Annotated in this window: 22 protein-coding genes; 11 read left to right on the top strand and 11 right to left on the bottom strand. The window is 72.4% G+C overall.

What is annotated here, in order from left to right; all coding sequences use genetic code 11:
• Positions 1 to 48 precede the first annotated feature (48 nt).
• Positions 49 to 300, bottom strand: a complete 252-nt coding sequence (locus ACZ7M3_RS02390) for a DUF2180 family protein (protein ID WP_388518808.1) — start codon at positions 298 to 300, stop codon at positions 49 to 51.
• 119 nt (positions 301 to 419) lie between these two features.
• On the opposite strand from ACZ7M3_RS02390, the gene ACZ7M3_RS02385 reads away from it, so the two are divergent.
• On the top strand, positions 420 to 1,712 hold the full coding sequence (locus ACZ7M3_RS02385) for a PP2C family protein-serine/threonine phosphatase (protein WP_472060041.1): 1,293 nt from the start codon (positions 420 to 422) through the stop codon (positions 1,710 to 1,712).
• Between the two features lie 27 nt (positions 1,713 to 1,739).
• Here ACZ7M3_RS02385 and ACZ7M3_RS02380 read toward each other — a convergent pair whose 3' ends face one another.
• Both ACZ7M3_RS02380 and lnt read right to left on the bottom strand, forming a co-directional pair.
• Positions 1,740 to 2,213 carry an NUDIX hydrolase gene (locus ACZ7M3_RS02380; RefSeq protein ID WP_121416994.1) on the bottom strand — a complete coding sequence of 158 codons (474 nt, stop codon included), beginning with the start codon at positions 2,211 to 2,213 and terminating at the stop codon, positions 1,740 to 1,742.
• A 41-nt stretch (positions 2,214 to 2,254) separates the two neighbouring features.
• A complete protein-coding gene (lnt, locus tag ACZ7M3_RS02375) occupies positions 2,255 to 3,883 on the bottom strand; it encodes an apolipoprotein N-acyltransferase (protein ID WP_472060040.1) in 1,629 nt (542 codons plus the stop codon).
• Positions 3,884 to 4,193: 310 nt separating this feature from the next.
• On the opposite strand from lnt, the gene ACZ7M3_RS02370 reads away from it, so the two are divergent.
• Complete coding sequence (locus tag ACZ7M3_RS02370) at positions 4,194 to 5,210, top strand: O-antigen ligase family protein (RefSeq protein WP_472060039.1); 1,017 nt, start codon at positions 4,194 to 4,196, stop codon at positions 5,208 to 5,210.
• A 12-nt stretch (positions 5,211 to 5,222) separates the two neighbouring features.
• Here the strand turns inward: ACZ7M3_RS02370 and ACZ7M3_RS02365 are convergent, their stop codons facing one another.
• Both ACZ7M3_RS02365 and ACZ7M3_RS02360 read right to left on the bottom strand, forming a co-directional pair.
• Positions 5,223 to 5,768: a hypothetical protein gene (locus tag ACZ7M3_RS02365; RefSeq protein ID WP_452963348.1), complete on the bottom strand. Its 546-nt coding sequence runs from the start codon at positions 5,766 to 5,768 to the stop codon at positions 5,223 to 5,225.
• 170 nt (positions 5,769 to 5,938) lie between these two features.
• Positions 5,939 to 6,724 carry a glutamate racemase gene (locus ACZ7M3_RS02360; protein ID WP_472060038.1) on the bottom strand — a complete coding sequence of 262 codons (786 nt, stop codon included), beginning with the start codon at positions 6,722 to 6,724 and terminating at the stop codon, positions 5,939 to 5,941.
• A 58-nt stretch (positions 6,725 to 6,782) separates the two neighbouring features.
• Between ACZ7M3_RS02360 and ACZ7M3_RS02355 the strand changes: the two genes are divergently transcribed.
• Positions 6,783 to 7,958 carry a glycosyltransferase gene (locus ACZ7M3_RS02355; RefSeq protein ID WP_393015008.1) on the top strand — a complete coding sequence of 392 codons (1,176 nt, stop codon included), beginning with the start codon at positions 6,783 to 6,785 and terminating at the stop codon, positions 7,956 to 7,958.
• Between the two features lie 46 nt (positions 7,959 to 8,004).
• Here ACZ7M3_RS02355 and ACZ7M3_RS02350 read toward each other — a convergent pair whose 3' ends face one another.
• Entirely contained in the window at positions 8,005 to 9,438 is a 1,434-nt protein-coding gene (locus ACZ7M3_RS02350; protein ID WP_472060037.1) for a TerD family protein, read from the bottom strand.
• Between the two features lie 302 nt (positions 9,439 to 9,740).
• Here ACZ7M3_RS02350 and ACZ7M3_RS02345 point away from each other — a divergent pair, with 302 nt between their 5' ends.
• The 4 genes from ACZ7M3_RS02345 to ACZ7M3_RS02330 all read left to right on the top strand — a co-directional run bounded on the left by ACZ7M3_RS02345 (position 9,741) and on the right by ACZ7M3_RS02330 (position 14,437).
• A complete protein-coding gene (locus ACZ7M3_RS02345; RefSeq protein ID WP_075025618.1) occupies positions 9,741 to 10,184 on the top strand; it encodes a DUF6643 family protein in 444 nt (147 codons plus the stop codon).
• A gap of 68 nt (positions 10,185 to 10,252) precedes the next feature.
• Complete coding sequence (locus ACZ7M3_RS02340; RefSeq protein WP_472060036.1) at positions 10,253 to 11,077, top strand: MOSC domain-containing protein; 825 nt, start codon at positions 10,253 to 10,255, stop codon at positions 11,075 to 11,077.
• Positions 11,078 to 11,237: 160 nt separating this feature from the next.
• Positions 11,238 to 11,843: an Rv1733c family protein gene (locus tag ACZ7M3_RS02335; protein ID WP_355303482.1), complete on the top strand. Its 606-nt coding sequence runs from the start codon at positions 11,238 to 11,240 to the stop codon at positions 11,841 to 11,843.
• Positions 11,844 to 12,001: 158 nt separating this feature from the next.
• A complete protein-coding gene (locus ACZ7M3_RS02330) occupies positions 12,002 to 14,437 on the top strand; it encodes a right-handed parallel beta-helix repeat-containing protein (RefSeq protein WP_472060035.1) in 2,436 nt (811 codons plus the stop codon).
• A gap of 28 nt (positions 14,438 to 14,465) precedes the next feature.
• Here ACZ7M3_RS02330 and ACZ7M3_RS02325 read toward each other — a convergent pair whose 3' ends face one another.
• Positions 14,466 to 16,808: a hypothetical protein gene (locus tag ACZ7M3_RS02325; RefSeq protein WP_472060034.1), complete on the bottom strand. Its 2,343-nt coding sequence runs from the start codon at positions 16,806 to 16,808 to the stop codon at positions 14,466 to 14,468.
• Positions 16,809 to 17,088: 280 nt separating this feature from the next.
• On the opposite strand from ACZ7M3_RS02325, the gene ACZ7M3_RS02320 reads away from it, so the two are divergent.
• Both ACZ7M3_RS02320 and ACZ7M3_RS02315 read left to right on the top strand, forming a co-directional pair.
• Positions 17,089 to 17,919: a DeoR/GlpR family DNA-binding transcription regulator gene (locus ACZ7M3_RS02320; RefSeq protein ID WP_054228731.1), complete on the top strand. Its 831-nt coding sequence runs from the start codon at positions 17,089 to 17,091 to the stop codon at positions 17,917 to 17,919.
• Between the two features lie 80 nt (positions 17,920 to 17,999).
• On the top strand, positions 18,000 to 18,479 hold the full coding sequence (locus ACZ7M3_RS02315; protein WP_355303476.1) for an SRPBCC family protein: 480 nt from the start codon (positions 18,000 to 18,002) through the stop codon (positions 18,477 to 18,479).
• A 59-nt stretch (positions 18,480 to 18,538) separates the two neighbouring features.
• Here ACZ7M3_RS02315 and ACZ7M3_RS02310 read toward each other — a convergent pair whose 3' ends face one another.
• The gene (locus tag ACZ7M3_RS02310) at positions 18,539 to 19,663 is read right to left on the bottom strand and encodes a PLP-dependent cysteine synthase family protein (RefSeq protein ID WP_472060033.1); all 1,125 of its coding nucleotides are present in this window, start codon (positions 19,661 to 19,663) and stop codon (positions 18,539 to 18,541) included.
• Positions 19,664 to 20,055: 392 nt separating this feature from the next.
• Here ACZ7M3_RS02310 and ACZ7M3_RS02305 point away from each other — a divergent pair, with 392 nt between their 5' ends.
• Both ACZ7M3_RS02305 and ACZ7M3_RS02300 read left to right on the top strand, forming a co-directional pair.
• Positions 20,056 to 20,379: a hypothetical protein gene (locus ACZ7M3_RS02305; RefSeq protein ID WP_054228734.1), complete on the top strand. Its 324-nt coding sequence runs from the start codon at positions 20,056 to 20,058 to the stop codon at positions 20,377 to 20,379.
• Between the two features lie 1,386 nt (positions 20,380 to 21,765).
• Positions 21,766 to 22,299, top strand: coding sequence for an ATP-binding protein (locus tag ACZ7M3_RS02300; protein WP_351299800.1), 534 nt, complete (start codon positions 21,766 to 21,768; stop codon positions 22,297 to 22,299).
• Between the two features lie 26 nt (positions 22,300 to 22,325).
• On the opposite strand, the gene ACZ7M3_RS02295 is transcribed toward ACZ7M3_RS02300, so the two are convergent.
• The 3 genes from ACZ7M3_RS02295 to ACZ7M3_RS02285 are packed head-to-tail and all read right to left on the bottom strand — an operon-like array spanning position 22,326 to position 25,947.
• Positions 22,326 to 24,887, bottom strand: coding sequence for an ABC transporter permease (locus tag ACZ7M3_RS02295; protein WP_472060032.1), 2,562 nt, complete (start codon positions 24,885 to 24,887; stop codon positions 22,326 to 22,328).
• A complete protein-coding gene (locus ACZ7M3_RS02290) occupies positions 24,884 to 25,642 on the bottom strand; it encodes an ABC transporter ATP-binding protein (RefSeq protein ID WP_075025608.1) in 759 nt (252 codons plus the stop codon). Before ACZ7M3_RS02290 ends, ACZ7M3_RS02295 begins: the two co-directional genes overlap by 4 nt.
• Positions 25,639 to 25,947, bottom strand: a complete 309-nt coding sequence (locus tag ACZ7M3_RS02285) for an SHOCT domain-containing protein (RefSeq protein ID WP_472060031.1) — start codon at positions 25,945 to 25,947, stop codon at positions 25,639 to 25,641. Before ACZ7M3_RS02285 ends, ACZ7M3_RS02290 begins: the two co-directional genes overlap by 4 nt.
• Positions 25,948 to 26,135 lie beyond the last annotated feature (188 nt).

The following is a 26,135-nucleotide window of genomic DNA, read 5'->3' as shown; positions in this document are numbered from 1 at the left end:
CGGACGCCGCGGCTCACACCGTGGGTCGCGGCCGGTGCGCTGCCGGAGTCAGCTCGTCTCCGCCGCGCGGCAGGCTCCGCAGGTGATGTGGCGGGCCGGCTTCTCGTGGGTGGCCCGGCCGGTTCCGGTGATGTCCTGGGTCGGCGGGTGGCTTTCGTGCACATGTGTGCGGCAGAGCGCTGCGCCGCAGCGGACGCATACGGCGACCGCGGGACCGGGCGTGCCGGGGCAGTCGTAACAGTTCATGTCCTCACCTCGTTCTTTGGTGAGCACGGCCCTGTCGGGGGCGCTGTGATCCATCCTCCATCATCCCTGCGAACTTTGCCCGGCAAGAGAACCCGGCCACGAGCCGTGCGCTCGGGCGGGCCGGAAACGGTCACCGTGTCGCATCGGACGAGGGGGCGGAGTAGACATGGGACATGAGTGACAGTGATGCGCCCGCCGAAAGACGCGGCCGGGGCATCGACATCGACTACGCGGAGGTCTACCAGGCCCTGCCCAGTCCCGTGCTGCTGCTCACGCCCGACATGGTGGTGGCCGACGCCAATCGGACCTTCGCGAGGGTCTCCGGACGGAGCCGCGCGGAGATGCTCGGTCGGTGCGTCTTCGACGTGTTTCCCGACAACCCCTCCGACCCTTGGGCCAGTGGCCCCCGGGTGCTGCGCGCCTCGCTGGAGCGGGTGCTGGCCACCGGCGGGCCGGACACCATGGCCCTGCAGAAGTACTCCGTGGAGGTGCCCGACCGGCCCGGCGTGTTCGAGGAGCGTTACTGGAGCCCCGTCAACGTCCCTCTCCTCGACGCCGACGGCCGGGTGTCACTCATCGTCCACCGCGTCGAGGAGGTCACCGCGCTGATACGCGCACGGCGGGCGCTCGGCGCCGCACCGGAACTGCCCGAACTGCCCCTCACCGCCGAGGACGCGATGACCGCCGATCTGCTGAACCGCTCCCTGGAACTGGAGGAACTCAACGAGGAGTTGCGCAAGGCCCACGCCCGCGCGCACGAGGTCGCCGTCACCCTGCAGCGCGCCATGCTGCCGAGTACGACGCTGCCGGACCGACCCGGGGTGGCGGTTCGCTACCGGCCCGCGACCAGCTTCCTCAACGTGTGCGGCGACTGGTACGACCTGATCGACCTCGACGCGCGACGGCTGGCCGTGGCGGTCGGTGACGTGGTGGGGCACGGTCTGGAGGCGGCCGGGACCATGGGCCAGCTGCGCAGCGCCCTGAGCGCGGCGATCCGCGCCACCGGGCGGCCCGCCACCGCCCTCACCACCCTCGCGGCGCACGCCCACACCGTCGACGGCGCGCTCGCGACGACCGCCGTCCAGGTCGTCATCGACCGCACCGCCCTCACCGTCACCTACAGTCGCGCCGGCCATCCGCCGCCTCTGCTGGCTCACCGCGACGGCTCCGTCGAGGTGCTGGACTCGGCCACCGACCCGCCCCTGGGAGCGGGCGACGACTCCCTTCCGCGCTGCGAGTCGACGGTGGGCTACGGTCCCGGCAGCACCCTCGTCCTCTACACCGACGGTCTGATCGAGCGGCGGGGCGAGGACATCTACGCCGGCCTGGACCGCCTCGCCCACAGCGTCGAACGCCATCACCGGCTCGGCCCCGAACTCCTCGCCGACGCCGTGCTGGCCGATGTCGTCGCCGCACCTCGGCGCGGCCCCGACGACGACACCGCGCTCGTCGTCATCCGGCTGTGAGCCGTCCGGCCCCCGGTGCGCCCGCGCTCAGGTCGCGGGGTCGAACCACGTGGGCGCGTCCGACAGGGCCTGCTTGATCCGGAACATCGCGAACTCGTTCAGCTCGGGCAACGCGTCCACCGCGAACCAGCCGACGTCCAGCGACTCGTCGTCGTTGACCCTCGCCTCACCGCCGACGGCCCGGCACCGGAACGTGGTGTCCATGTACTGGCAGGTGTCGCCGTTCTCGTAGGTGACCCGCTCCAGGGCCTGGACCAGCACCACGCGCTCGACGACGCAGCGCACGTTGGTCTCCTCGAACACCTCCCGCACGGCGCAGGCCGCGGGCTGCTCGCCCGGGTCCGGAATGCCGCCGATGATCGACCACTTCCGGGTGTCGGTGCGCCGGCCCAGCAGCACTCTGCCCTCGTCGTCGAAGACGATGGCGGTGACTCCGGGGAGCCAGAGCAGCTGGTGGCCGGCCGAGGCCCGAATGGTGCGGATGAAGTCAGGAGTAGCCATGGACCGACCCTAACGGCCGGATTCCGTCATCCGGCCGGGGGTCAGGCGAGATCGCCCTGAACGGCGCCGTCGCGGCGCCCGCGGACCACCGTCGTACCCGCCCAGCCGAGACCGCCCACCGCGACCGCCACCAGCAGCATCTCCGGCAGGATGCCGAGCCGCGTGGCGGGGGTCTCGGAGGAGCGCAGCGGCACCTTCTGGACCAGCGAGTCCGCCACGAACATCCCGGTCCGCTGGGTGATCCTCCCGTCCGGCATGATCACGGCGCTGACGCCGCTGGTCACCGGCACCGTGACGGTACGGCTGTGCTCGACGGCGCGGACACGGGACATGGCGAGCTGCTGATAGGTCATCTCGCTGCGGTCGAAGGTCGCGTTGTTGCTCGGCACCGAGATCAGCTGCGCGCCGTCGGTCACGGTGCTGCGCACGGCCCAGTCGAAGGCGGCCTCGTAGCAGGTGACCAGTCCGACCCTGGAGCCGTCCATGGTGAACACGCCCGGCTTGTGGCCCCGGCTGAAGTCCTGGCGGACCATCGAGGTCCAGTTCTTGTTGATCGCGCCGAGCAGTGAACGCAGCGGAAGGTACTCGCCGAAGGGCTGGACCTGTCGCTTGTCGTACGTGTCGAGGGGACCCTTGACCGGGTCCCACAGGATCTGCTCGTTGTAGAGCTTGCCGTCGCGCTCGACGACGCCACCGACCGAGATGGGCGCGCCGATGGCCTTGGCGGCGTTGTCGATCACGAGGCGGGCGTCGGCGTTGGTGAAGGGGTCGACGTCGGAGGAGTTCTCCGGCCACAGCACGAAGTCGGGCCGGGCGACCTTGCCCGCCTTCACCTCGGCGGCCAGCCGCTCGGTCTCCCGCGCGTGGTAGTCGAGCACGGCGCGCCGCTGGGCGTTGAAGTCGAGCCCCGCGCGCGGCACATTGCCCTGGATGACGGCGACGGTCGCCGTGCCGTTCTCGGCCTTGTCGCTCACCAGCGACCGCGCCGCGAGCGCCCCGACCACGGGGACGGCCACGCTCAGCAGCGCCGCCGCGGCGGCCCCTCGGCGTACGGCACCGGTGCGCCGACCCTCGACGACCTGGCCTACGACCTCGTACAGCCCGAAACCGCAGAGCACGACCGCGAAGCCGAGCACGGGGGTGCCGCCCACCGCGGCCAGCGGAAGGAAGATGCCGTCCGCCTGGCCGAAGGCGATCTTGCCCCAGGGGAAGCCGCCGAACGGCGCACGCGCGCGTGCCGCCTCGCCCGCGATCCAGAGCGCCGCCGCCCACAGCGGCCAGCCGGGCAGCCGGGAGACAAGGGTGATGCCCGCGCCGACGAGCGCCACGTACACCGCTTCCACGGCGACGAGTGCCACCCACGGGCCGGGGCCGACCTCGACACCGGTCCACACGAGCAGCGGCAGCAGGAAGCCGAGGCCGAACAGATAGCCGAGCCCGAGGCCCGCCTTCCAGGAGCGACCGCGCAGCAGCCAACCGAAGACCGCGAAGGCCGGCAGGGCCAGCCACGAGACGGTGCGCGGCGGGAAACTGACGTAGAGCAGTACTCCGGAGAGCGCCGCGGCGGCGGCCGGAGCGTATCGCCGAGCCAGTCTGGCCCCGCGCGATGCGGGCGCGGCCTGGGGTTCGAGCTGATCCGGCTCGTCTACGGAAGTTGCGGTGGCGGTCACCCGGGGAGTGTACGGCGCGTGACCTGGGCGCCGACAGCACGGTCCGCACCCTGAACCTCCCGGCGCCCAGGGGGCGTCCGTCCGCTCCGCAGACCGTCGCGTGCCCGCCTGATGCACCGTTCCTGCGCAACTCATCCACAAACCGGCGCATCAGCCGTTACGGTGTGCCCGAGCCTCTGACGTGCGGCCGGATGCGGCCGTGGCGGTCGGGGCCCGGCACAGGTCGGGGGGCGACGGGGTGGGGTCCACAGGGATGAGGTCTGCGGCCGGTTCGGCGGCCGAAGGCGAGAGACGAAACGTTTCGGACGCCATGGGTGTGATCGCGCTCGGGGCCTGCGCGGCGTGGGCCCTGATCACGGCGACCGCGCACAACGGGCGGCCCGAGGGCGTGCTCCTGGCCGTGCTCGCCGTGGCAGCCGGGTACGCCTCGGGCCGGATCCTCGGCGCTCTCCTGCCGGTCGCGGCGCCGTGCGCCGGGGCCCTCGCCGGACTGGGCCTCGCGCTCACCGCCGCGCACACCACCCCGGGCCCGCAGCTCACGACGCCACTCGGGCACGGCGGCGCCACGTCCGCGCTGCTCGCCCTGTCCACGGGTGCGGCGTGCTGCGCGGCCTGGGCGGCACGCAGGCCGGCGCAGCGGCTCGCGCTGCGGCTGCTCGCCGTCGGGATCGTGGTGAGCGCGGCGGTGCTCGGCTCGACCACGGGATGCGTCGTCGGCGCCGGAGTGCTGCTGTGCTCGCTCGCCGCCGACCGCATGCGCCGCCGCGCCCTCGGACTCGGGGCTCTCGCGCTCGCCGCGGCGCTGGTGACGGGCGCGACCTGGGCGGTCGCGGAGAACGTGCTTCCGGACGGTCTGACCGCTTCCCTGGAGGGGCAGCTCACCGAGCACCGGGTCCTGCTCTGGCGCGACGCGCTCCACCTGGCCGGACACCATCCCGCCCTCGGCGTGGGGCCCGGGCGGTACGGGGAACTCAGTCCGACGGTCGCGCAGTCGCTGCCGCCCGACGGCAAGCCCCACTCGGCACCCTGGCAGCAGGCGGCCGAACAGGGTCTGGTCGGCGTCGCGCTGCTCGCCGCGGTCTTCTGCTGGGTTCTCTATTCATTGTGGCGTTCGCCGCGGTCCACGACGATCGCGCTGACGGCGGGAGCGGCCCTCACGGCGCTGGCCGTGATCGCCTCGCTGGGCAACGCGCTGAGCTTCACCACGGTGACGGCGGGTGCGGGGCTGCTCGCGGGGCTCGCGACGGCACGACCCCTGGCCGACGAGGACCTGGAGAGCGTCCTGGACACGGGAGACCAAACCTCGAGGAACCGGCTGGAGCCGTGAACTCCGCGACGCTCAGATGACCGCGCCGGGCGTGGCCGGCCGCAGCCGGTCCCGGATGATCCGGACCATCGCCTCCGCGTTGTCCACCGTGATGGTGAACGTGTGTCCGTCGCCGAGTTGCAGCACCACGCCCTCGCCGCGCCGGACGATGACCGCGGTGCCCTTGTCGGGACGCCAGCGGTAGCCCCAGCCGCCCCATTGCCGCGGGGTGACCCGGGGAGCGAAGTCGGCGCCGACGACACTCGAGAGCGGAATACGTCGGCGGGGCAGACCGATGTGGCCGCACCGCACTTCGAGGCAGTCCTTGTCGACCTTCACGGCGACATGCACGAAGGCGAGCGTGCCGAACATGATGAGCAGTCCCGCCGCGATGCACCCGACGACGGACATGGCCAGTGCCGCGACACCCGACGTCCACGTCGAGTCGACGGCCAGTTCGACACCCAGCGCGATGCAGGCGGCCCCGCCTATGGCGGGCAGCCACTGGACGCGATTGGTCGCACTCCCGGTCCAGACATCGGGGTGCGAGAACTTTCCGCGGTGGAGGTGGTCCCTCATGTTTAAGAGACTACTCAGGTTCCGCACCGCGGGCACCGGGTCGCGAAGGGTCACTGCTCCGGCTGGGCGCGCGGCGCACGCGGGGCGTTCGGACGGTGACGGACGGTCGCCGCTCGCAGGTCTCCGCCCGGCGGCCGTGGTGACGGACGGTCGCCGCTGGGCGGCGCCAGTCAGCGGGCGGGGCTGACCGCCTGAAGAAGGCGGCCTTCCTCGTACGCCAGCGCGGTCGCCGACAGGCCGCCCTCGCTGCCGCTGAGGAGCACCGTGAGGGAGCCCTCGGCGGGGGCCGCCGGGTCCGGGAGCTCGCCGATCCTGCGCAGTGCCTGCGCGGCGACCGCCCCTGCGGAGCCATGCAGCGCGAGCGGTGGGAGGCCGGGCTGCTGCACGGCCGTACGGATGCGTTCGGCGACCAGCTCGTAATGGGTGCAGCCCAGGACGACGGCCCTTACATCGCGGGGGGTGCGCTCGGCCGCCGCCGCGATCGCGGCGTCGATGCCCTCCTGGTCACCGTGCTCCACGGCGTCGGCGAGCCCGGGGCAGGCCACCTCGGTCACGGACACCCCGTCGGCGAACTCACCGATGAGCCCACGCTGATAGGGGCTGCCGGTGGTGGAGGGCGTGGCCCAGATCGCGACGGGTCCCCCACCGGCCGCGGCCGGCTTGATCGCCGGGACCGTGCCGATGACGGGCACTTCCGGCTCCAGACGGGCACGCAGCGCCGACAGGGCTCGTACGGAGGCGGTGTTGCAGGCGACGATCAGGGCGTCGGGACGGTACTGCGCGGCGGCCTCGGCGACGGCGAGGGCGCGGGCGGTCACGTCCTCGGGCGTACGCGGTCCCCAGGGCATGCTGCCGGGGTCCGAGGAGAGCACGAGATCGGCGTCCGGCCGCAGTCGACGTACCACGGCGGCAGCAGCGAGCAGTCCGATTCCGGAGTCCATGAGCGCGATCTTCACCCGGTCACCATAGACGATCCGCCCCGACGGACCCCCGGGGTGGGGCAGACTGCGACGGGTGAGTGCCGTCGCGTGGACCGCCGTGGGATCACTGGCCGCCTGGCTGTGGCTGCTGCTCGGCCAGGGCTTCTTCTGGCGTACGGATCTGCGGCTGCCGCCGCGTCGGGAACCGGACGACTGGCCGTCCGTCTGCGTCGTCGTACCGGCGCGCGACGAGGCCGCCGTGCTGCCCGAGAGCCTGCCCTCGCTGCTCGCCCAGGACTATCCGGGTCGCGCCGAGATCTTCCTCGTCGACGACGGCAGCTCGGACGGCACCGGGGAGCTGGCCCGTGAGCTCGCCCGCACGCACGGCGGGCTGCCGCTCACCGTCGACTCGCCCGGGGAGCCGCCCGCGGGCTGGACCGGCAAGCTCTGGGCCGTGCGTCACGGCATCGGCCTGGCACGCGCGCGTGGCCCCGAATACCTGCTGCTGACGGACGCGGACATCGCGCACGCGCCGGACAGCCTGCGGACGCTGGTCGCCGCGGCGCGCACCGGCGGCTTCGACCTGGTCTCGCAGATGGCCCGGCTACGGGTGGAGAGCGTGTGGGAGCGGCTCGTCGTCCCCGCCTTCGTCTACTTCTTCGCACAGCTCTATCCCTTCCGGTGGATCGCGGTGAAGGGCTCACGGACGGCGGCCGCGGCGGGCGGCTGCGTACTGCTGCGCGCGGACGCCGCCGAGCGGGCGCGGATTCCGGACGCCATCCGGCACGCCGTCATCGACGACGTGGCGCTCGCGAGGGCGGTCAAGGGGAGCGGGGGCCACATCTGGCTGGGGCTGGCCGAGCGGGTCGACAGCGTGCGTCCCTATCCCCGGCTGCACGACCTGTGGCGCATGGTCTCGCGCAGCGCGTACGCGCAGCTGCGGCACAACCCGCTGCTGCTTCTCGGTACGGTCCTCGGCCTCGCCGTGGTGTACCTGGTGCCGCCGGTCGCCCTCTTCACGGGTCTCTTCTCCGGGCACACGGGGATCGCGGCGGCCGGCGGGCTCGCGTGGCTGCTGATGACGGCGACGTATCTGCCGATGCTGCGCTACTACCGGCAGCCCGTGTGGCTCGCCGCGTCACTGCCGGTGACCGCGTTCCTGTACCTCCTCATGACGGTCGATTCCGCGGTGCAGCACTACAGGGGGCGCGGCGCGGCCTGGAAGGGCCGCACCTACGCACGCCCGGACACCGCGCTCGACGAGCGCTGACCGGGCACTTCCTGCCGGTCATTTCCTCTGGGTCGCTTCCTGTGGGTCACTTCCTGCCGGGGGTCCAGTTCATGCCCCACCCGTAGATGCGGTCCACCGTGCGCTGCGGGCTCACGCCGCGCTCGGGGACGAGGTAGCGGGCTTCACGCTGGACGATCAGGTCGCCGCCGTTGTTGGTGATGAGGGCGAGGGCGCAGACCGTCGAGGGCACCGTGCACTCGTCGAGCGAGAAGTCGACGGGGGCGCCGTTCAGCGGTTGCAGGGTGACCGTGGCATGCAGGTCGGCGAACGAACGCGCCCCTTCGTAAATGGTGACGAAGATGAGGATGCGCCGGAAACTCTGCTTGTGGTCGAGGTTGACGGTGAGGTTCTCGCCGCTCGCCACGGCACCGGTGCGGTCGTCGCCGTCGAGGTGGATGTACGGCGGCTGGTGCAGCGCCCCGAAGGCGTTGCCGAGCGCCTGGACGACTCCCTTGCGGCCGTCGGACAGCTCGTACAGGGCGCAGAGGTCGAGGTCGAGGTCCCTGTGCGCCGCGACGGCCCGGCCCCGCTTGCTGCCCCACCCCGAGAACTGCTTGCGCACCTGCCAGTTGAGGTTGACACGCATGGCGCCGGACGTGCCGCCCTGCTTGGTCAGCGAGACCGAGGGCGCCTCCTTGGTGAGCGTGACCTTGGAGAGGCGGACCGGGGCCGCGGGCCGGGCGGGCGGCGGAGCCATGGCAGGGGGCGAGACGGTGACCGGCGGTGCGGTGACGGGCGGCGCGACGGGCGGGGGCATGTTCACCGGCGGCCCGACCGGCGGTGGACCGGCCACACGTGTACCGGGCGCGGGCGGCATGGCGGCGGGCGGTGTGGGGCCAGGCGGTGCGGGCGCAGGCGGTGCGGGGGCGACCGGCGCGGCCACGGTCGGCGCGGGCGGAGACGGGGGCGATGCCGCGTGCTGCGGCTCGTCCACCGTGATTCCGTAGTCCTTCGCCAGCCCTTCCAGTCCGCTGCCGTACCCCTGTCCGACCGCGCGGAACTTCCAGGCACCCTGGCGCCGATAGAACTCGCCGAGCACGAAGGCGGTCTCGACGGTCGCGTCCTTGCTGTCGAAGCGCGCGATCTCCGTGCCCTGTCCCGCGTCGAGCACGCGGATGTACAGACCGGGCACCTGTCCGAAGGTGCCGCCGTCCGCGGAGGCGGCCAGCACCACGGTCTCGATGGCGCCCTCCACGCGCGCGAGGTCGACGAGCAGGGTGTCGGTCACCTGACCGCCGTCGCCCCGCTTGCCCTCGTGCCGCACGGCGCCGGAGGGGTGTGCCGGCTGGTTGTAGAACACGAAGTCGCCGTCGGAGCGGACCTTTCCGGAGACCAGCAACAGCGCGGAAGCATCCGCGTCGGGAACCCCGGGCCCCGAACGCCACCCCATTTCGACGCGCAACCCACGCGTCGGCACAGGAACATTCGAACCTTTAGGCATTGTCATGTCCGCCCCCATCACGTGTCACCGCGCCAGGCCGCGCCTCGGACCGTCCCTCGGACCCTTTCCCGACCAACCTATTCCCCCAAGGCGGAGAACTCCTGTGCGGTGCCCCGGAAGATCGCACGAGGGGCCTCGAACACTGCTGGCCAACCACCGGTAACCCCCTCGGAACTCGGCCTTTACACGATCTGAACGCGATTTGGCGCCCTTTTTTGCCGAGTTCGCTCGCATTGGGGATCCCGCGTCACTGCCGACACGGAAATCAACCCTCTTATCGGTCTCCCCAACCAGCACATCGTGGGCTTAACTTATGTGCCATGACCTCCCCCCGCTCCACCTATGGCGGCGGTTACTACTCCGCGCCGTCCTTCCCGGACACCCCGATCTACGACTCCCTGGTCGCCGAGCGGGGCACTCCCCAGATCGCCCCGATCCGGGTTCCCGCCGCCTACGACACGGGCAGCAGCTACCTTCCCGCGCTCCCCTCGGCACTTCCGGCCCTGCCCGCCGGACCCTCGCAGCAGGCCCCCATGTACGGCGGCTACCCGCAGGCCCAACAGCCCGCACCGCTGCAGCAGGCCCCGGCGCCGTACATCCCGCAGCAGGCCGGCGCCCCGCGCGGCTACCCGGGACCCCAGCAGCAGCCGCAGCGCCCGATGGCGGCCGGCACCGGCTACGAGGCCATGCGCCCCGCGGCTCCCCGCCCCGCCCCGGCTCCGTACCAGGACCCGTACAACAACCAGCAGTACCGCGGGTACTGAGGGGCTGAGGTAGGCGGGCACCGCGGCATTCGGACCGGAATGTCGGTGCCCGCTGGCACGATGGAGTCATGGGGAATGCGGAGCTGCACTCGATCCATGTCCATCCGGTCAAGGCCTTCCGGGCTCTCTCGCCCAGGGAGGCCGTCGTGGAGCCCTGGGGGCTGGCTGGAGACCGACGCTGGGTACTGATCGACGACGGGGGAAAGGTCGTCACCCAGCGTCAGCAACCACGGCTGGCACTGGCCGCCGCCGAGCTGCTGCCCGGCGGCGGCATTCGGCTGTCCGCTCCTGGCCAAGAGCCGCTGGCCGTCCGCGTGCCCCAGCCGGTCGGCACGACGCCGCTGGATCTCTTCGGCAACAAGGTGGAGGCGGTCCTCGCCGACGCGGACGCGCACGCCTGGTGCAGTGACTATCTGGGGACCGAGGTCCGTCTCCTTCACATGGACGACCCCGCCACGCGCAGGCCGGTCGACCCGGACTATGCGCGTCCGGGCGAGACCGTCAGCTTCGCCGACGGCTATCCCCTGCTCGTCACCACGCTCGCCTCGCTGGACGCGCTCAACTCCTTGATCGCGCAGGGCGACCGCGCCGACGAGGGCCCCCTCCCGATGAACCGGTTCCGGCCGAACGTGGTGGTGGCGGGCACGACGGCATGGGCTGAGGACGGCTGGCGGCGGATCGCCATCGGCGAGGTCGGCTTCCGGGTGCCCAAGATGTGCGGCCGCTGCGTCGTGACCACCACCGACCAGGACACCGCCCAGCGCGGCAAGGAGCCGCTGCGCACACTCGGACGCCACCGCCGCTTCGGCTCCCAGCTCGTCTTCGGACAGAACCTGGTGCCTGAGTCCCGCGGCACGGTGCGGATCGGCGATCCGGTCACGGTCCTCGAATGACCCGCCCGCGGGAACCCGGGCCCCGGGCACGGTCGTTGAGACTGCGTGAGAAGTTCATGAAAGACCCGTGGGTAGGGTGATTTCGCTCTCTCTTTCCCAGGGCTCGCCCATGAACGGCTCCGCCGGGGGTTATCACGGAGGCGAAAGGGGGTGCGGGACGGTGCGAGCTATCGGCGGACTCTGGCGTTGGCGGCACAATCCGCTGCGCCGCACGACCGATCTGGTCGAGGCGTGGCTGGCCCTGCTGGCCGTCCTGCTGATCCTCACCCTCGCGCCCCTGCTCGGCGCCCTCACCGGAGCGACGGCCGAGGACGCCCTCCAGCAGGCCGTTCGGGACCAGCACCTGGCCCGCCACGAAGTGACGGCGACCGTGGTGGGCAAGGCGGCCCGGGCCCCGCTGGACCCCGATCCCGAGGCCTCGTCGGCGCAGGATCCGCACAGCCGTGTGCTCGCCGACTGGACCGCTCCGGACGGCACGGCGCATCACGGCAAGGTGATAGCCGCCCTCAAGTCACCGCACAAGGGCGACCACTTCACGCTCTGGACCGACGAGCACGGTGACATGGTCGCCCGCCCGCTGGATCCGGCCACCGCGACGACGCACGCCGTACTGGCGGGCATCGGCGCGGCCCTGCTCACCGCGGGGCTCCTCGACAGCGGCAGACGTCTGATCGTGTGGCGCATGGTCCTTCGCCGGTACGCCCGTTGGGATCAGGCATGGGACAGGGCGGGCCCGGACTGGGGCAGGACGGGCACCGGCAGCTGACCGCCTTCCGGCTCCGGTCAACCCACCGTGCCCGCGCACGCTACGGTGGACCGACCGAATCGTTCGGCACCGTCGTGAGAAGCTGTTCTTGATCGCGACGGGGTTTCAGCACGGCCTCGCAGGACCCGCGTACGACGAGGTGGGGGCACTACAGCGCCATGGCACAGGGCACGGTCCAGGTGACGCACACCGGCACCTCGCGGTGGCGGCGCCGCACAGGAGAGTACGCATCGCTGGCCGCCGCCCTGGAGGCCGCGGCCGACGGGGACGTGCTCACCGTCGCACCCGGCACCTACCGGGAGAATCTCGTGGTCCAGCGCGCGGTGACGCTGCGCGGCCCGGAGGGCTCCCCCGGCTCCGTGCGCATCGCGCCGGTGGACGGAGTGCCGCTGACCGTGCGCGCCTCGGCCGTGGTCCAGGACCTGCACGTGGAGGGCCAGGACTCGGCGGCGCCCGCGCTGCTCGTCGAGGAGGGCACCCCGGAGCTCCTCGACATGCGGATCGTCACGCGCTCCGCGGTCGGCATCGAGGTGCGCGGCGGCGCCCGTCCGACCGTGCGGCGCTGCACGGTCGACAATCCGGCGGGCGTCGGCATCGCCGTACTCGACGGCGGCGGTGGCGTGTTCGAGGAGTGCGAGGTCGTCGCGGCCGGACAGTCCGGCATCGCGGTCCGCGGCGGCGCGCATCCCCGTCTGGAGCGCTGCCGGGTGCACCACGCCTCCGGCGCGGGCTTGTCGGTGACCGGCGAGAACTCCTCGCTCGAGGCGGTCGGCTGCGAGGTGTACGAGGTCAAGGGCTCCGGTGTGCAGATCACCGCGCGCGCCGCGGCCCATCTCACCGACTGCGATGTGCACCGCACGACGTCGGACGGCGTCACCCTGGACACGGACGCCGTGCTCACGCTCGCCGACTGCCGCATCCACGACATCCCGGAGAACGCGGTGGACCTGCGTTCCCGCTCGGTCCTCACCCTGACCCGCACCACCGTCCGGCAGTTCGGGCGCAACGGCCTGTCGGTCTGGGACCCGGGCACGCGCGTGGACGCCAACCAGTGCGAGATCTTCGACAGCACGGGCGACTACCCCGCGGTGTGGGTCAGCGACGGCGCGACCGCGGTCCTCGAGTCCTGCCGGGTGCACGACGTGCCCGACGCCCTGTTCGTCCTCGACCGCGGTTCACGCGTGGACGTCGTCGACAGCGACCTCTCCCAAGTGCGCAACACCGCCGTCTCGGTGAGCGACGGCGCGACGGCGCAGCTCGACGACTGCCGTATCCGCGACGCCGCGACGGGCGCCTGGTTCCGTGACCACGGAAGCGGCGGCACCCTGTCCGGCTGCACCGTGGACGGCACCCAGACCGGCGTGATCGTCACCAAGGGCGCCGACCCCACCCTCGAGCGCTGCACGGTCGACTCCCCCGCGGAGGCCGGTTTCTACGTGTCGGCGGGTGGCCGCGGCAGCTTCCACAACTGCCGGGTGACAGGCAGCGGGGGCTACGGCTTCCATGTCATCGACGGCTGCCGGGCGACGCTGAAGAAGTGCCGTACGGAGCGCTGCGCACGCGGGGGTTACGAGTTCGCCGACGGCGGCAACACACCGGGCGGCGGCCCGATCGTCGAGGACTGCACGAGCGACGAGAGCGCCGGGGTGCGCCCCCCGGCGCACGAGACGGCCGTACAGACGTCCAACCCGTCCACGAGCCTGCTCGGCGCGATCCCGGGCCAGCGCACCACCGAGCAGGAACCGCTCGTCACCGCCTCGGAGTCCGAGCCCGCGCAGCCGACCCGTGCCTCGAAGGTCGTCCTCGGCGAACTCGACGGGCTGGTGGGCCTGGACAGCGTCAAGCGCGAGGTGCGTGCCCTCACCGACATGATCGAGGTGGGCCGCCGCAGACAGCAGGCGGGCCTCAAGGCGGCCTCCGCCCGCCGCCACCTGGTCTTCACCGGCTCCCCCGGCACCGGCAAGACGACGGTCGCCCGGCTGTACGGCGAGATCCTGGCCTCGCTCGGTGTCCTGGAGAAGGGTCACCTGGTCGAGGTGTCCCGCGTCGATCTGGTGGGCGAGCACATCGGCTCCACGGCGATCCGCACCCAGGAGGCGTTCGACCGGGCGCGCGGCGGTGTCCTGTTCATCGACGAGGCGTACGCGTTGTCGCCGGAGGACTCGGGCCGCGACTTCGGCCGCGAGGCCATCGACACGCTCGTGAAGCTGATGGAGGACCACCGGGACGCGGTCGTCGTGATCGTCGCGGGCTACACGGCCGAGATGGAGCGCTTCCTCACCGTCAACCCTGGTGTGGCGTCCCGCTTCTCACGGACCATCACCTTCAGCGACTACGTCCCCGAGGAGCTGCTGCGGATCGTGGAGCAGCAGGCCGAGGAGCACGAGTACAGCCTGGCGCCCGGCGCGCCCGAGGCGCTGCTGAAGTACTTCACGGCCATCCCCAAGGGCCCGGCGTTCGGCAACGGCCGTACCGCGCGGCAGACCTTCGAGGCGATGGTCGAGCGGCACGCGGGGCGGGTCGCCCAGCTCGACGAGCCGAGCACGGACGACCTCACGCTGCTCTACCCCGAGGACCTGCCGGAGCTGCCCTGAGCCTCGCCCCGTGGACGTGCGGTCGCCCTCAGGTCGTGGCGTCGCCGTCGGGACGGGGGCCCGGTACCGCCTCCGGCCGCAGCCGCGCCAGCAACCGTTCGCGTTCCTCGGCGAAGGCCGGGTCCGCCTGGTAGTCCCCGTGTCCCAGGATCGGCGCGGGCAGCGGATGCTCCTGGGTGCGTCCGTAGGCGAGCGGGTCCTTCAGGGGCGCGCGGTCGACCTGGGGGCCGCAGTCGCCGGGCAGCCGGACGGGGCCGCCGATGGGGTCGGTGAGGCGGTACAGGTTGCGCCAGCAGTCGACCTCCCGGTGCAGCGAGGTGAGGGCGGCCGGGCCGAAGTGGGCCGGGAACCAGCGCCCGTAGAGCCGTTCCAGGGGCGAGCCGTAGGTGAGCAGCGCGACCCGCCTGCGTACGGAGGGCTTCAGCTGCCAGGCCGCGGCGGCGGCCAGCACACTGCCCTGGGAGTGCCCGGAGAGCACCAGGCGCCCGCCGGTGGCCCGGGTCCAGGTGACCATGCGCCACGTCAGGTCGGGCACGGCACGCTCGGCGTAGCAGGGCGGCGCGAAGGGGTGGGCCGCGCGCGGCCAGAAGGTGCCGACGTCCCAGAGGATGCCGATGGTGCGGCGGGCCGCCGGGTCCTTGTAGGCGCGCCGCCCCGAGGTGACGAGAAGTATGAAGCCGAGGCCGATCAGCCAGGACCCGAGCGCCTGTGCGGTTTCGGCGGCGCCTCGGACGAAGGCGTACGAGCCTCGCGCGGCCTGTGCCGGGGCGTCACCGGTGGTCAGGACGCCCACCAGGGCTCCGGCGCCGAGGAGCAGGGTCACGAACGAGATCACGCCGACCATGAGGGGCGCCCGGTCGGTGAGGGCGGCCATCGCGCGTGTGCTCGCGATACGGCCGGTACGGGTGGTGTCCTTGGCCTCGCCCAGGTAGTCGACTTCCACGGCGCGCATCTCGAGGACGCGCAGCCGCCAGGTGCGCAGGGCCAGCCTGCCGCACAGGCCGAGGAGCACGAGGAGCGTCGGCGGGATCACGGACGCCTGCCAGGTCAGCAGGACGGGCGGGCCGGGCAGCGAGCCGCGCGTGCCGTCCAGCCAGTCGGCGACACGCTGCGCGACTCCGCCGGACATCACGCCACCCAGGGCGCAGGCCAGCATCGCGACGGCGGGTCCGGCCAGACCTCGCAGGGCGGTGCGCGGATCGGGCCTGGTGCGGTAGAGAACCCGGGCCACCACGCCGAGCACGATGACGAGCAGCCCCTGGGCGAGGGCGAGGCCTCCGAAGGTCGCGTCGCCCGGCAGCCGCCCCGTCGAGTGCCAGCCGGGCCGTGACCATCCGGCGTACAGCAGGGTCAGGGCGAACAGGACGATCGAGCCCAGGGGCAGCCCGCGCACGAGCGTGGCGTCCAGTTCCTGGTCCAGCCGGTGTTCGCTGCGCCCGCGCCGGCAGACCACCCACAGCACCACGACCGCGCCCACGACGAGCGATGCGTACAGCAGCTGGCCGAGGATCCCGAGCACGGCGGGTCCCCCGGTCTCCCGGTCGAAGCGGGCCGCGGGGCCGCCGACGGCGGCGGTGACGGTGAGGAGTCCCGCCGCGGTGTGCGCGGCGCGCAGCCGCGCCACCAGACGGCGCCCGTACCAGAAGCCGGGCCTGCCGAGCCCGGTCCGGCCGGTCTCCTCGGCGGGCTCGGGCCTGCGGGACACGGGCTGCTGGGACTCGTACGCGCTCCAGGTGCGGTGCGAGAGGTACCAGAGCAGGCAGGTGAGACCCGCGGGCACCAGGGCGGCCAGGGCGAGGCGGCGGCCGGGTCGGCTCCACCAGCCGTTGTCGGACAGGTCCGGGGAGAGGAAGCCCAGCCACGAGTGCGCCTCGGCGCACGCGCGGGTGCCCGCGCACTGCCAGGCGGTCAGATCGAGGGCGACCTCGCAGGCCGCGGCGACCAGCAGCACGGTGAGGGTGAGCCCGGCCAGCCGGACGAGCAGGCCGTACAGGCGGACCGTCCGGGTGCGGCCCCGGGTGGCGGGACGCATCCAGTGCGCGAGGTTGACGACCATGAAGGGCAGCAGCAACAGCCACAGGGCCCGGGTGCCGTTGCCGGAGGTGAGGTTGCACCACACATAGGCCTCGGGGACCGGTTTGCCCCGGTAGTCGTCGGGGCGCCGCTCCGCGTCGGCGTCGTCGACGCGCCGGTAGACGGCCGCGGTGTCGTCGCCGCTGATCCGGACCGTCCGCGGATCATCCAGCATCTCCTCGGGTGTGGTGCCGCCGACTCCGTGGACCAGGAGTTCGAGGGCGGTATCGGCCGCTTCGAGCCGTTGTGCGGGGCCGCTGAGCTCTCCCGCCGAGGCGTGTTCCCGTGCACGTTCCACTTTTCTGCACTTCCCCCGTGCGCGCGTCTGGCATGTGTCATGTGCAGGCACAAGGATCTCCGTTCAGGGGTGCGCGCGCACCTGTGGTCACGGAATCTCCCCGATACGTGTGACAGTGACGCGACGGGCGGGACGCGGTGTCCTTGCGGGGAGTGGCGCACGTGTCGGTGGCCCGTGCGAGGATGGGTCGTCCTCCAGGCCTAGGACAAGGAGAATGTCCACGTGGGAGTGGGTTCGGACGGAGTGTCGGGCAGCTTGTGGCGCAAGGATCGGAGCGGACGTGAGTGAGAATCAGAACCTTCTCGCGGAGCAGCGTCGGGCCCTGATTCTCGACGAGGTACGGCGCCGGGGCGGCGTCCGCGTGAACGAGCTGACCCGCAAGCTGGGCGTCTCCGACATGACGGTCCGTCGTGACCTCGACGCGCTCGCCCGCCAGGGCGTGGTGGAGAAGGTGCACGGCGGCGCGGTGCCGCTGGTCGAGGCGAGTACGCACGAGCCGGGTTTCGAGGCCAAGTCGGGTCTGGAGCTGACCGCCAAGGAGGACATCGCGCGGGTCGCCGCCGAGCTGGTCGCGCCGGGCACGGCGATCGCGCTCTCGGGCGGTACGACGACGTACGCGCTGGCGCATCAGCTCCTTGACGTGCCGGACCTGACCGTGGTCACCAACTCGGTGCGGGTCGCCGATGTCTTCCACTCGGCGCAGCGCCTCTCCGGCCAGCGGCAGGGCGCGGCCACGGTCGTGCTGACGGGCGGGGTGCGCACCCCGTCCGACTCGCTGGTCGGTCCCGTGGCCGACCAGGCCATCGCGGCGCTCCACTTCGACGTGCTGTTCCTCGGGGTGCACGGGATATCGGTCGAGGCGGGTCTGTCGACGCCGAACCTGGCGGAGGCCGAGACCAACCGGCGGCTGGTGCAGTCCGCGCGGCGGGTCGTCGTGGTCGCCGACCACACCAAGTGGGGCACGGTGGGTCTGAGTTCGTTCGCCGCGCTGGACCAGGTCGACACACTGGTCACCGACGCCGGGCTGCCGGCCGAGGCGCGGGCCGAGGTCTCCGAACACCTGCGGCGCCTGGTGGTGGCCGGAGAGCCCGAGGACGGTACAGACATCTGACGGTCCGCCAGCTAAGGTGACGCTGGCCGCGGCTCCGCACGCGGGTCCGGAGGCTCCGTTCCCAGGTGGGGGTTTCGTCCATGGCACGCCGTCTTCGCCCGGTGGGGCTCGACTTCGCCGAGACCGCTCCCCTGCGTCTGGTGTTCGCCCGCGAGGTGGCGGCCCCTCCCGAGGTGGTCTTCCGCGCGCTGGCCGAGGACGTGCCCGGCTGGAGCGAGTGGTTCTCGGCGGTGACACTCGCCCGGCCGACCGCGGACGGCGCCGGGCGGGAGATCCGGCTCCGGGGCGGTACGCGCTTCCAGGAAACGGTCCTCGTGGCCGAGGCCCCCGAGGTGTACGCGTACCGGGTGGACGTCTCGAACGCGCCCGGCCCCCGGGCCTTGGTCGAGGAGTGGCGGCTGACTCCGGCCGGGAAGGGCACCCGGGTCCAGTGGACCTTCGCCGTCGACGGCGCGGCCCCGTTCCGGCTGGCCCTGAAGCTGGGCCGGGCGGGTCTCGGCCGCGCGTTCCGCCAGGCGGTGACGGCGCTGGACCGACGGCTGGCGTCGACACGCGCGTGACGACAGGCCCGGGTCCCAGGCCCGCCCGTGGACGCGCCGTGTGAGCCGCGTCCCGGCGGTCAGTCCGGCCAGACGCCCGTCTGGAGCAGGGCCGCGATCGCCGCGGTGTAGGGCGCGATGTCCAGCCCCTGTTCGGCCAGCCACGCGTCCGAGTAGTACTTGTCGAGATAGCGGTCCCCGGGGTCGCAGAGCAGCGTCACCACGCTCCCCTTTCGCCCCTCGGTCACCATCTCGGCGACGATCTTCAGCGCGCTCCACAGCCCGGTACCGGTCGAGCCGCCCGCCTTGCGGCCGATGGCATGTTCCAGTGCCCGTACGGCCGCCACGCTCGCGGCGTCCGGCACCTTCATCATCCGGTCGATCGCACCCGGCACGAAGCTCGGCTCCATACGGGGCCTGCCGATGCCCTCGATACGCGAGCCGCAGTCGCAGGTGACCTCCGGATCGCCGGTGGTCCAGCCCTCGAAGAAACACGAGTTCTCCGGGTCGGCGACGCAGATGCGGGTGTCGGCCTGCATGTAGTGGACGTAGCGCGCGAGGGTCGCCGAGGTGCCGCCGGTGCCGGCCGTGGCGACGATCCACGCGGGTTCCGGAAAACGCTCCAACTCCAGCTGGCGGAAGATGGATTCGGCGATGTTGTTGTTGCCACGCCAGTCCGTGGCCCGTTCCGCGTAGGTGAACTGGTCCATGTAGTGGCCGCCGGTCTCGACCGCGAGGGCGGCGGACTCCTCGTACATCCTGCGGGAGTCGTCCACGAAGTGGCACTGCCCGCCGTGGAACTCGATCAGACGGCATTTCTCGGCGCTCGTGGTGCGCGGCATGACGGCGATGAACGGCACGCCGATCAGCTTCGCGAAGTACGCCTCGGAGACGGCGGTCGAGCCGCTGGACGCCTCGATCACCGGGCGGCCCGGCCGGATCCAGCCATTGCAGAGCCCGTACAGGAAGAGTGAGCGGGCGAGGCGGTGTTTGAGGCTGCCGGTGGGGTGGGTCGACTCGTCCTTCAGGTAGAGGTCGATACCCCATGCCTCGGGCAGCGGGAAGCGCAGCAAGTGGGTGTCCGCCGAGCGGTTCGCGTCGGCCTGGACTTTGCGGACGGCTTCTTTGAGCCAGGTCCGGTACCGCGCGTCGCTGTGGTCGACGTCGAGGGTTTCGCCGGTCCGGATCTGCTGAGGGGTGCTCACGGCGGGGCTCCTTACGCATCGCGCCGACGCCGGTTCAGATGGTCGGACGCCTCGATCATAAACGCCTTGCGCACGCTTCTCACCTGCATAAACACTCCTTTGAGCACCTCAAAGGCACCCCTGGAGCAGGGGTGTCCGAAGCGATGGGGGCGCACCCGGGCGAGTGCTCCCGTCCCCGCCGTCACCTCGTCATGCGCACTGGTGCTCGCCGCTGCCTGCGGGCAGACTGCACCGCAGGGCACGCGGCCCGCGTCCGACCGCGCCGCGCGGGATGACACTCCCGCAGCGGTCGCGCACTCCGGAGCACGACCCGCGCGAAGTCCGGGGCCGGGACGCGGGACAGAGCGACCCGGGACAGAGCACAGCCGACGCGCACAAGGGGGCGGAGCATCATGGCAGAGCCGGAGTTCACGGCCACGGGCGTGCGGATCGGGAAGAGGCTGCGGTCGCTCACCCGGGCCGGACAGGTCCGGATCAGCGACGGCAGGCTGGAGTTGCTGACGAGTTACGGCAGTGAGATCGACAGTGCGCCGGTGCAGGCGGTGCGGGCGTCGAAGCCGTGGTTCGCGCCCGAGGACCGGGCGTTGGCCGACGTCAACGGCACCCGCTATTCACTCACGCTCGGCGAGCACGACCCCGCGCCGGGCAAGCCGGGGCCGCCCTCGGCACGCCGGTTCATAGAGGCGGTTCGCAGGGCGGCGGGGCGCAACGGCTGAGTCGGCCGCGCGGCAACCGACACGGGAGCCTTCGGTTCGCCACCGGCAAGGGCCGACACAGGCACCCACGACTCGCGACCGGCTACGCCCTGCGCGCAGGCCTTCGACCTCCGGCCTACGGCCGCCCACCGGGCACCTCCGAGCGCACTACCAGCGACGCTCGCGATCCGCGGCGGTCGGCACGCGGGCCTCGGGCCCGCACCCCCCGGTCGCCGACGCCAATTCCTGTCGTCACAGTCCCGTCGTCCGCCCGGGGGGCGGGCCCTGCGGCGTCAGGCGCGTGCCGCCCGGTGCGGCGAAGGGGGTCCCTCGCTGTTCGAGCGAAGCCGAAAGCTTGGGGGCGCGTGCATGGCGTCGCGGGGCAGACGGGAATGTGACGACAGGGCCCAGCAGCCCCGGCCTGCAACCGGCGACGGCGACCGGGCGAGCCTCGGACGTCGTCCCCCCATCGACGTCCTGCACGAACGCCCTCACCGCAGCCGCCCACAGCCGACCCGCAAGGCCCGGCCCCGCAGCCGACCATCCCCGGAACGGGAGCCCCGCGACCGCCGAGTCCCGGTGCCGGACCCGTCGCCCGACGAGCGCCGAAGGCACACCCCGAACACACGCCCGGCGAAGCCCGGCGCGGGACCCGGCACGACAGCCGCCCACGTACAACAACCAACGGCCCGTAGCCAGGCAGTTGGCCCACAACCGCCGACGGCCCACGACAAAGCCCTGGGCCCACAGCCGACGCTTCCCGGCGCGCAAGCCCTGGACCGACAACCGCCCCGGCCCGATCCAGAGCCCTCCAGCCCACGCCCGGCGAAACCCGATGCGAGAACCACCCGCGCTCAGCCCGCGACCGCCGACGGGGCAGCCCTGGACCGACGGTCGGCGACGGCCCGCGACGAACCCCCGGACTCACCGCCGGCGAAGCCCGGCTACGGATCCTCCGGCCCCCGCACGACAAATCCCGGGGCGGAAGGCTTCGGGGCGCGTACGGCGAGGGGTGGTGCCCGGGGCCTCGGTCGACCCTGGCCGAGGGGAACGCGGTCCGGGATCGGTGCCGTCGCCGCGGCAGCCCCGGTTCGGGGTGGGTGGTGGTCGCTGCCTGAGCGATCCGCCCCCGGCCCGTGGCGGTGAACGATGAACCCCGGCCCGCCGGACGCCGCCGCTCAGGCGAGACCCCCGCCCCGCGACGGCTCGGGCCGGAGCGGACCGCACCGCGAGTTGCAGGACCGCACCCCCTGAGTCACGCTGTTCTCACATCATCACTCTGGGTTCACCGGCGATAACGCTACGAATCAGTCCGCCGGTCACCACAGCAGGCGGCCGTTCCACTCAGCCACTCTGCTGGATCCGATCTCCGTCTTCTTCCGGACCTCAATTCGGGGAGTCGCAGCCGTGATCAGCCAGCCAAGCAGGCATTGCACGGTGGAGCTCCAAGCCCTGCCGTCGCGGATCGGCCAGGTCCGCAGAATCCTTTCTGCGCAGTTGCGCTACTGGCATCAGGACCCCTTGATAGACCGGGCCGCGCTCGGAGTGACCGAGCTGCTGACCAACGTTCACCGGCACGCCCAGCCGGACAAGGTGTGCACCGTGGAGATCGAGCTGCTGCTCGACCGGCTCACGGTCTCGGTGCACGACCACGACCCCCGCCTGCCCGAGGTACAGGACGTGGACCCCACGGCCACCTGCGGACGCGGTCTCGCGATGATCGCCGCGGTGAGCGAGAGCTGGGGCGTGCGTCCGGACGGCGAGTCGGGCAAGGTCGTGTGGTTCACCCTGCCGGCGACCTCGCCCGCGGTGGCGGAGCCCGTGCTTCCGCCGTACGAACAGACTCGCGAGACCGCGCGCCGACACGCCGTCGCCCCGCTCGACCCCCTCGACGAACGTCGGCCAGAACACGCTCCCGCCCGGTCAGCCGTTGCCGGCTGACCGGGCGGTGACCCCCGTCTTGTACGTCACTCGGTGGCGATGGCGCGCAGCACGTCCAGGCGTGCTGCGCGCCGGGCCGGGCGCAGCCCCGCGAGGGCTCCCGCCGCGAGGCCCACGAGCGCCACCACGACGAGCCGCACGGGCGGGATCGCGAAGGCGAAGGTGCTGTCCGACGCGCCGTCGGAGGCCTCGACGAGCACCCAGCCCAGGAAGGCACCGAGGGCGAGTCCGCCCGCCGTTCCGAAGGCGGCGACGAGGACCGACTCCCAGCGGACCATGGCGCGCAGCTGCGCCCGGGTCTGCCCGACCGCCCGCAGCAGACCGAGTTCACGGGTGCGCTCGTGGATCGCGAGGGTGAGCGTGTTGGCGATGCCGAGCAGGGCGATGAGCACCGCGAGTGCGAGCAGCGCGTAGACCAGGGTCAACATCATGTCGATGCCGCCGGCCGAGGACCGCGCGTACGCGTCGCGGGTCTGCACCTCGGGGTTGCCGTACCGCGCGGCCACCTTCTCGACCGCCGCCTTGCCGTCGGCCGTACCGACACCGTTCTTGAAGGTGACCGCGACGAGCGAGTCGGAGTCCTGGGTGCGGTGCGGGGCCCAGGCGGCGCGGGTGATGACGTAGTCGCCGGCCAGTTCGGAGCGGCCGTAGACCGCGCGGACCGTGAAGTTCTCGCGCCTGCCGTCGGTGAAGGTGAGCCGGGCCGTGTCGCCGGTCGTGAGGTGCTGCTCGGCGGCCTCCTTCCGGGTGAGCGCGATGCCGTCGGTGCCCAGGTCGTCGAGCGAGCCACGCACCTCACCGAGGTCGAACACCTTGCCGAGTGTGACGGGGTCGGTGACGGTCAGCGCCCGTCCCCTGCCGTCGACTTGGGCGACCCCGCGGCCGAGGCCGACCGCGTACCGGACGGCCGGCTGCCGCGCGATCGCGGGAGCCAGTTCGGGGCTCAGCCCGCTGCCGCCCGCGCCGAAGGACGGGGTGCTGACGGCGACGTCACCCGCGAAGGACCGGGAGACCGTCTGGTCCATGGTGGCCTTCAGTGAGGCGCCGAAGACCGTGAACAGCGAGACGACGGCGACGCCGATCATCAGGGCGCTCGCGGTGGCGGCGGTCCGCCTGGGGCTGCGCAGCGCGTTGCGCCGGGCCAGGCCGCCGGTGACACCACGCAGCGTGTCGAGGGGGGCGCCGAGGGCTCGTACGGCGGCCGACGACGCCACGGGTCCGAGGACCACGAAGGCGGCGAGGGCGAGAACGGCGCCGAGGCCCGCGAGCCACAGCGACGGGCTCACCAGTACGCCGGTCAGGGTGGCGCCCACCGCGAGTACGGCCAGCGCCGCGCCCACGAGCGCCCGCCCCCGTGAGGCCCCGGACCCGTCGACGGCCGTCTCGCGCAGCGCTGCGAGCGGCGCGGTGCGGCCGGCGCGTCCGGCGGGCAGCAGCGCGGAGCCCAGGCAGACCACGATGCCGACCGCGAGCGGCAGCAGCATGGACAGGCCGCTGATCACCAAGTCGCCCTGGGGGAACGGGAACCCGATGGCGGGGAACAGCGCCTGCAGCCCGGCCGCGATCCCGATGCCGCCCGCGAGGCCGACGGCCGACGCGGTCACCGCGACCACGCTCGCCTCGACCAGGGACGAGGCGGTGACCTGGCGGCGGGAGGCGCCCAGGGCGCGCAACAGGGCGTTCTCGCGGGTGCGTTGGGCGACGACGATCGCGAAGGTGTTGTGGATGGAGAAGGTCGCGACAAGGAGCGCGATGCCAGAGAACACCAGCAGGAAGGTGGTGAAGATGTTCAGGAACTGGCTGGAGATCATGTCGGTGTTCTCCCGTGCCGACTCCTGGCCGGTGATCGCCTCGACTCCCTTGGGCAGGACGGGAGTCAGGTCCGCGACGAGCTCGGCCTGACCGACCCCGGGACCGGCCCGCACCCGGATGCTCGCCGCCTCGCCGGGCTTCGCGGTGAGGTACTTCTCGGCGTCGGCCTGCGTCATCCCGGTGAACGTCACCTGCGCCATGCCGTCCTCGCCGCCGAAGGTCGCGAGGCCCACGATCGTCACCTTGACGGGACCTGGGGTGCGCAGGGTGGTCGTGTCGCCGATCTTCAGGCCGCCCTTCTTCGCGGCGCCCCGGTTGACGACGACCTCGCCGGACTTCGACGGGGCGTGGCCCACGGCGAGTTGGTACGGGTTGAGCTTCGGGTCGGTGATCCAGTTACCGGCGAGGGTGGGCGGGCCCTGGCCGCCGACGGGCTTGCCGTCGCTGCCGACGAGCTGGCCCGCGCCCTGGATGTCGGGGGCGGCGGCCGCGACGCCGGGAACCCCCTCGACGGTCTTCACCAGGGCGGTGTCGACCGGTTGGCGCACACCCTGGCTCTCACCGGGCGTCGTGATGGCGTCGGCGCTGCGGACGACCGCGTCGGTGCCCTTCGTGGCGTCGCCGAACAGCGTGCTGAAACTCGCGCGCAGCGTGTCGCCCATGACCAGCGTTCCGGCCAGGAAGGCGACACCGAGGAGCACCGCCAGGAACGTACCGGCGAAGCGCCGTTTGTGGGCGCGCAGGGAGGACACGCTCAGGCGCACGGAGGCGTTCACGACCGCCCGCCCTTGGCGTCGAACGCCTTCATCCGGTCGAGGACCTTGTCGGCCGTCGGGGACTCCATCCGGTCCACGAGGCGTCCGTCGGCGAGGAAGACGACCTCGTCGGCGTGTGCGGCCGCCACCGGGTCGTGCGTGACCATGACGACCGTACGGTCCATCCGGCGCACCGCGCGGCCGAGGAGGTTCAGGACCTCCTCGCCGGAGCGGGAGTCGAGGTTGCCGGTGGGTTCGTCGGCGAAGACGACGTCGGGACGGCCGGCGAACGCCCGGGCCACGGCGACGCGTTGCTGCTGTCCGCCGGAGAGTTCGGCGGGGCGGTGGTGGAGTCGGTCGCGCAGGCCGACGACGTCGACGAGCGCGTCGATCCACTCGCGGGAGCCCTTCGTCCCGGCGAGGTCCAGGGGCAGCGTGATGTTCTCGGCGACGGTCAGCGTCGGGATCAGGTTGAACGCCTGGAAGACGAAGCCGACACGGTCGCGGCGCAGCAGGGTGAGTCGGCGGTCGTCCAGCGTGCTCAATGGCGTGTCGCCGATGAACGCAGCGCCCGAGGTGAGCGTGTCCAGGCCTGCCGCGCAGTGCATCAGGGTGGACTTGCCGGAGCCCGAGGGGCCCATGATCGCGGTGAAGCGTCCGGCCGGGAAGCCGACGCTCACCCCGTCCAGGGCCCTGACGGCGGTGTCGCCGCTGCCGTACACCTTGACGGCGTCGGCGACGCCCGCGGCATGACGCGTCGTGGTGGCGGTCGTCATGCCGATCCTCCCTTGCCCGGGCGGCCGAACTGCTCGTCCAGGACGGAGAGTCGGCGCCAGTACTCGTCCTCGTCGATCTCGCCGGTGGCGAAGCGGCGGCCGAGCAGCGCGATCGGCTCGTCGCCCGTGGGGCGGGAGTCGCGGGGCGGGCCGAAGTCGCCCATGGCGCGCCACGGTCCGCGGCGCCCGCGCCCCACGGTGCGACGCAGGACCGTCACGACGCCGATCACGACGGCCGCCCAGATCAGCGGGAAGAACAGGATCCACGGGCCGGGGCCGCCGTCCCAGTTCGCCAGGGTCTGCATCTCGGGTCATCTCCTAGAGGAGCAGTGTGGGTGGGAGCTGTTGCGATGCATCGAGACTGGCTCCGGGAGGGGGCCCGAGTCGTCGTACGGCCAGCGGCCGTTCCCGTACCTCCGCGGGAGTACGCGGGGCGTCACCGCCTGCTTCCTCAGTCCGCTCTGACTGACCTCGACTCTATACCTACTAGTAT

This window comes from Streptomyces sp. NPDC111656 (assembly GCF_055656965.1).
This window is presented reverse-complemented; position numbering and strand designations above follow the sequence as displayed.

Bases quoted from the DNA above. Each gene is read 5' to 3' on its own strand.
- ACZ7M3_RS02330 (WP_472060035.1), top strand. From the start codon at position 12,002: ATGGCACAGGGCACGGTCCAGGTGACGCACACCGGCACCTCGCGGTGG.
- ACZ7M3_RS02340 (WP_472060036.1), top strand. From the start codon at position 10,253: ATGGGGAATGCGGAGCTGCACTCGATCCATGTCCATCCGGTCAAGGCC.
- ACZ7M3_RS02370 (WP_472060039.1), top strand. From the start codon at position 4,194: ATGGGTGTGATCGCGCTCGGGGCCTGCGCGGCGTGGGCCCTGATCACG.
- ACZ7M3_RS02365 (WP_452963348.1), bottom strand. From the start codon at position 5,768: ATGAGGGACCACCTCCACCGCGGAAAGTTCTCGCACCCCGATGTCTGG.
- ACZ7M3_RS02385 (WP_472060041.1), top strand. From the start codon at position 420: ATGAGTGACAGTGATGCGCCCGCCGAAAGACGCGGCCGGGGCATCGAC.
- ACZ7M3_RS02315 (WP_355303476.1), top strand. From the start codon at position 18,000: ATGGCACGCCGTCTTCGCCCGGTGGGGCTCGACTTCGCCGAGACCGCT.
- ACZ7M3_RS02290 (WP_075025608.1), bottom strand. From the start codon at position 25,642: ATGACGACCGCCACCACGACGCGTCATGCCGCGGGCGTCGCCGACGCC.
- ACZ7M3_RS02285 (WP_472060031.1), bottom strand. From the start codon at position 25,947: ATGCAGACCCTGGCGAACTGGGACGGCGGCCCCGGCCCGTGGATCCTG.
- ACZ7M3_RS02345 (WP_075025618.1), top strand. From the start codon at position 9,741: ATGACCTCCCCCCGCTCCACCTATGGCGGCGGTTACTACTCCGCGCCG.
- ACZ7M3_RS02390 (WP_388518808.1), bottom strand. From the start codon at position 300: ATGGATCACAGCGCCCCCGACAGGGCCGTGCTCACCAAAGAACGAGGT.
- ACZ7M3_RS02380 (WP_121416994.1), bottom strand. From the start codon at position 2,213: ATGGCTACTCCTGACTTCATCCGCACCATTCGGGCCTCGGCCGGCCAC.
- ACZ7M3_RS02350 (WP_472060037.1), bottom strand. From the start codon at position 9,438: ATGGGGGCGGACATGACAATGCCTAAAGGTTCGAATGTTCCTGTGCCG.
- ACZ7M3_RS02305 (WP_054228734.1), top strand. From the start codon at position 20,056: ATGGCAGAGCCGGAGTTCACGGCCACGGGCGTGCGGATCGGGAAGAGG.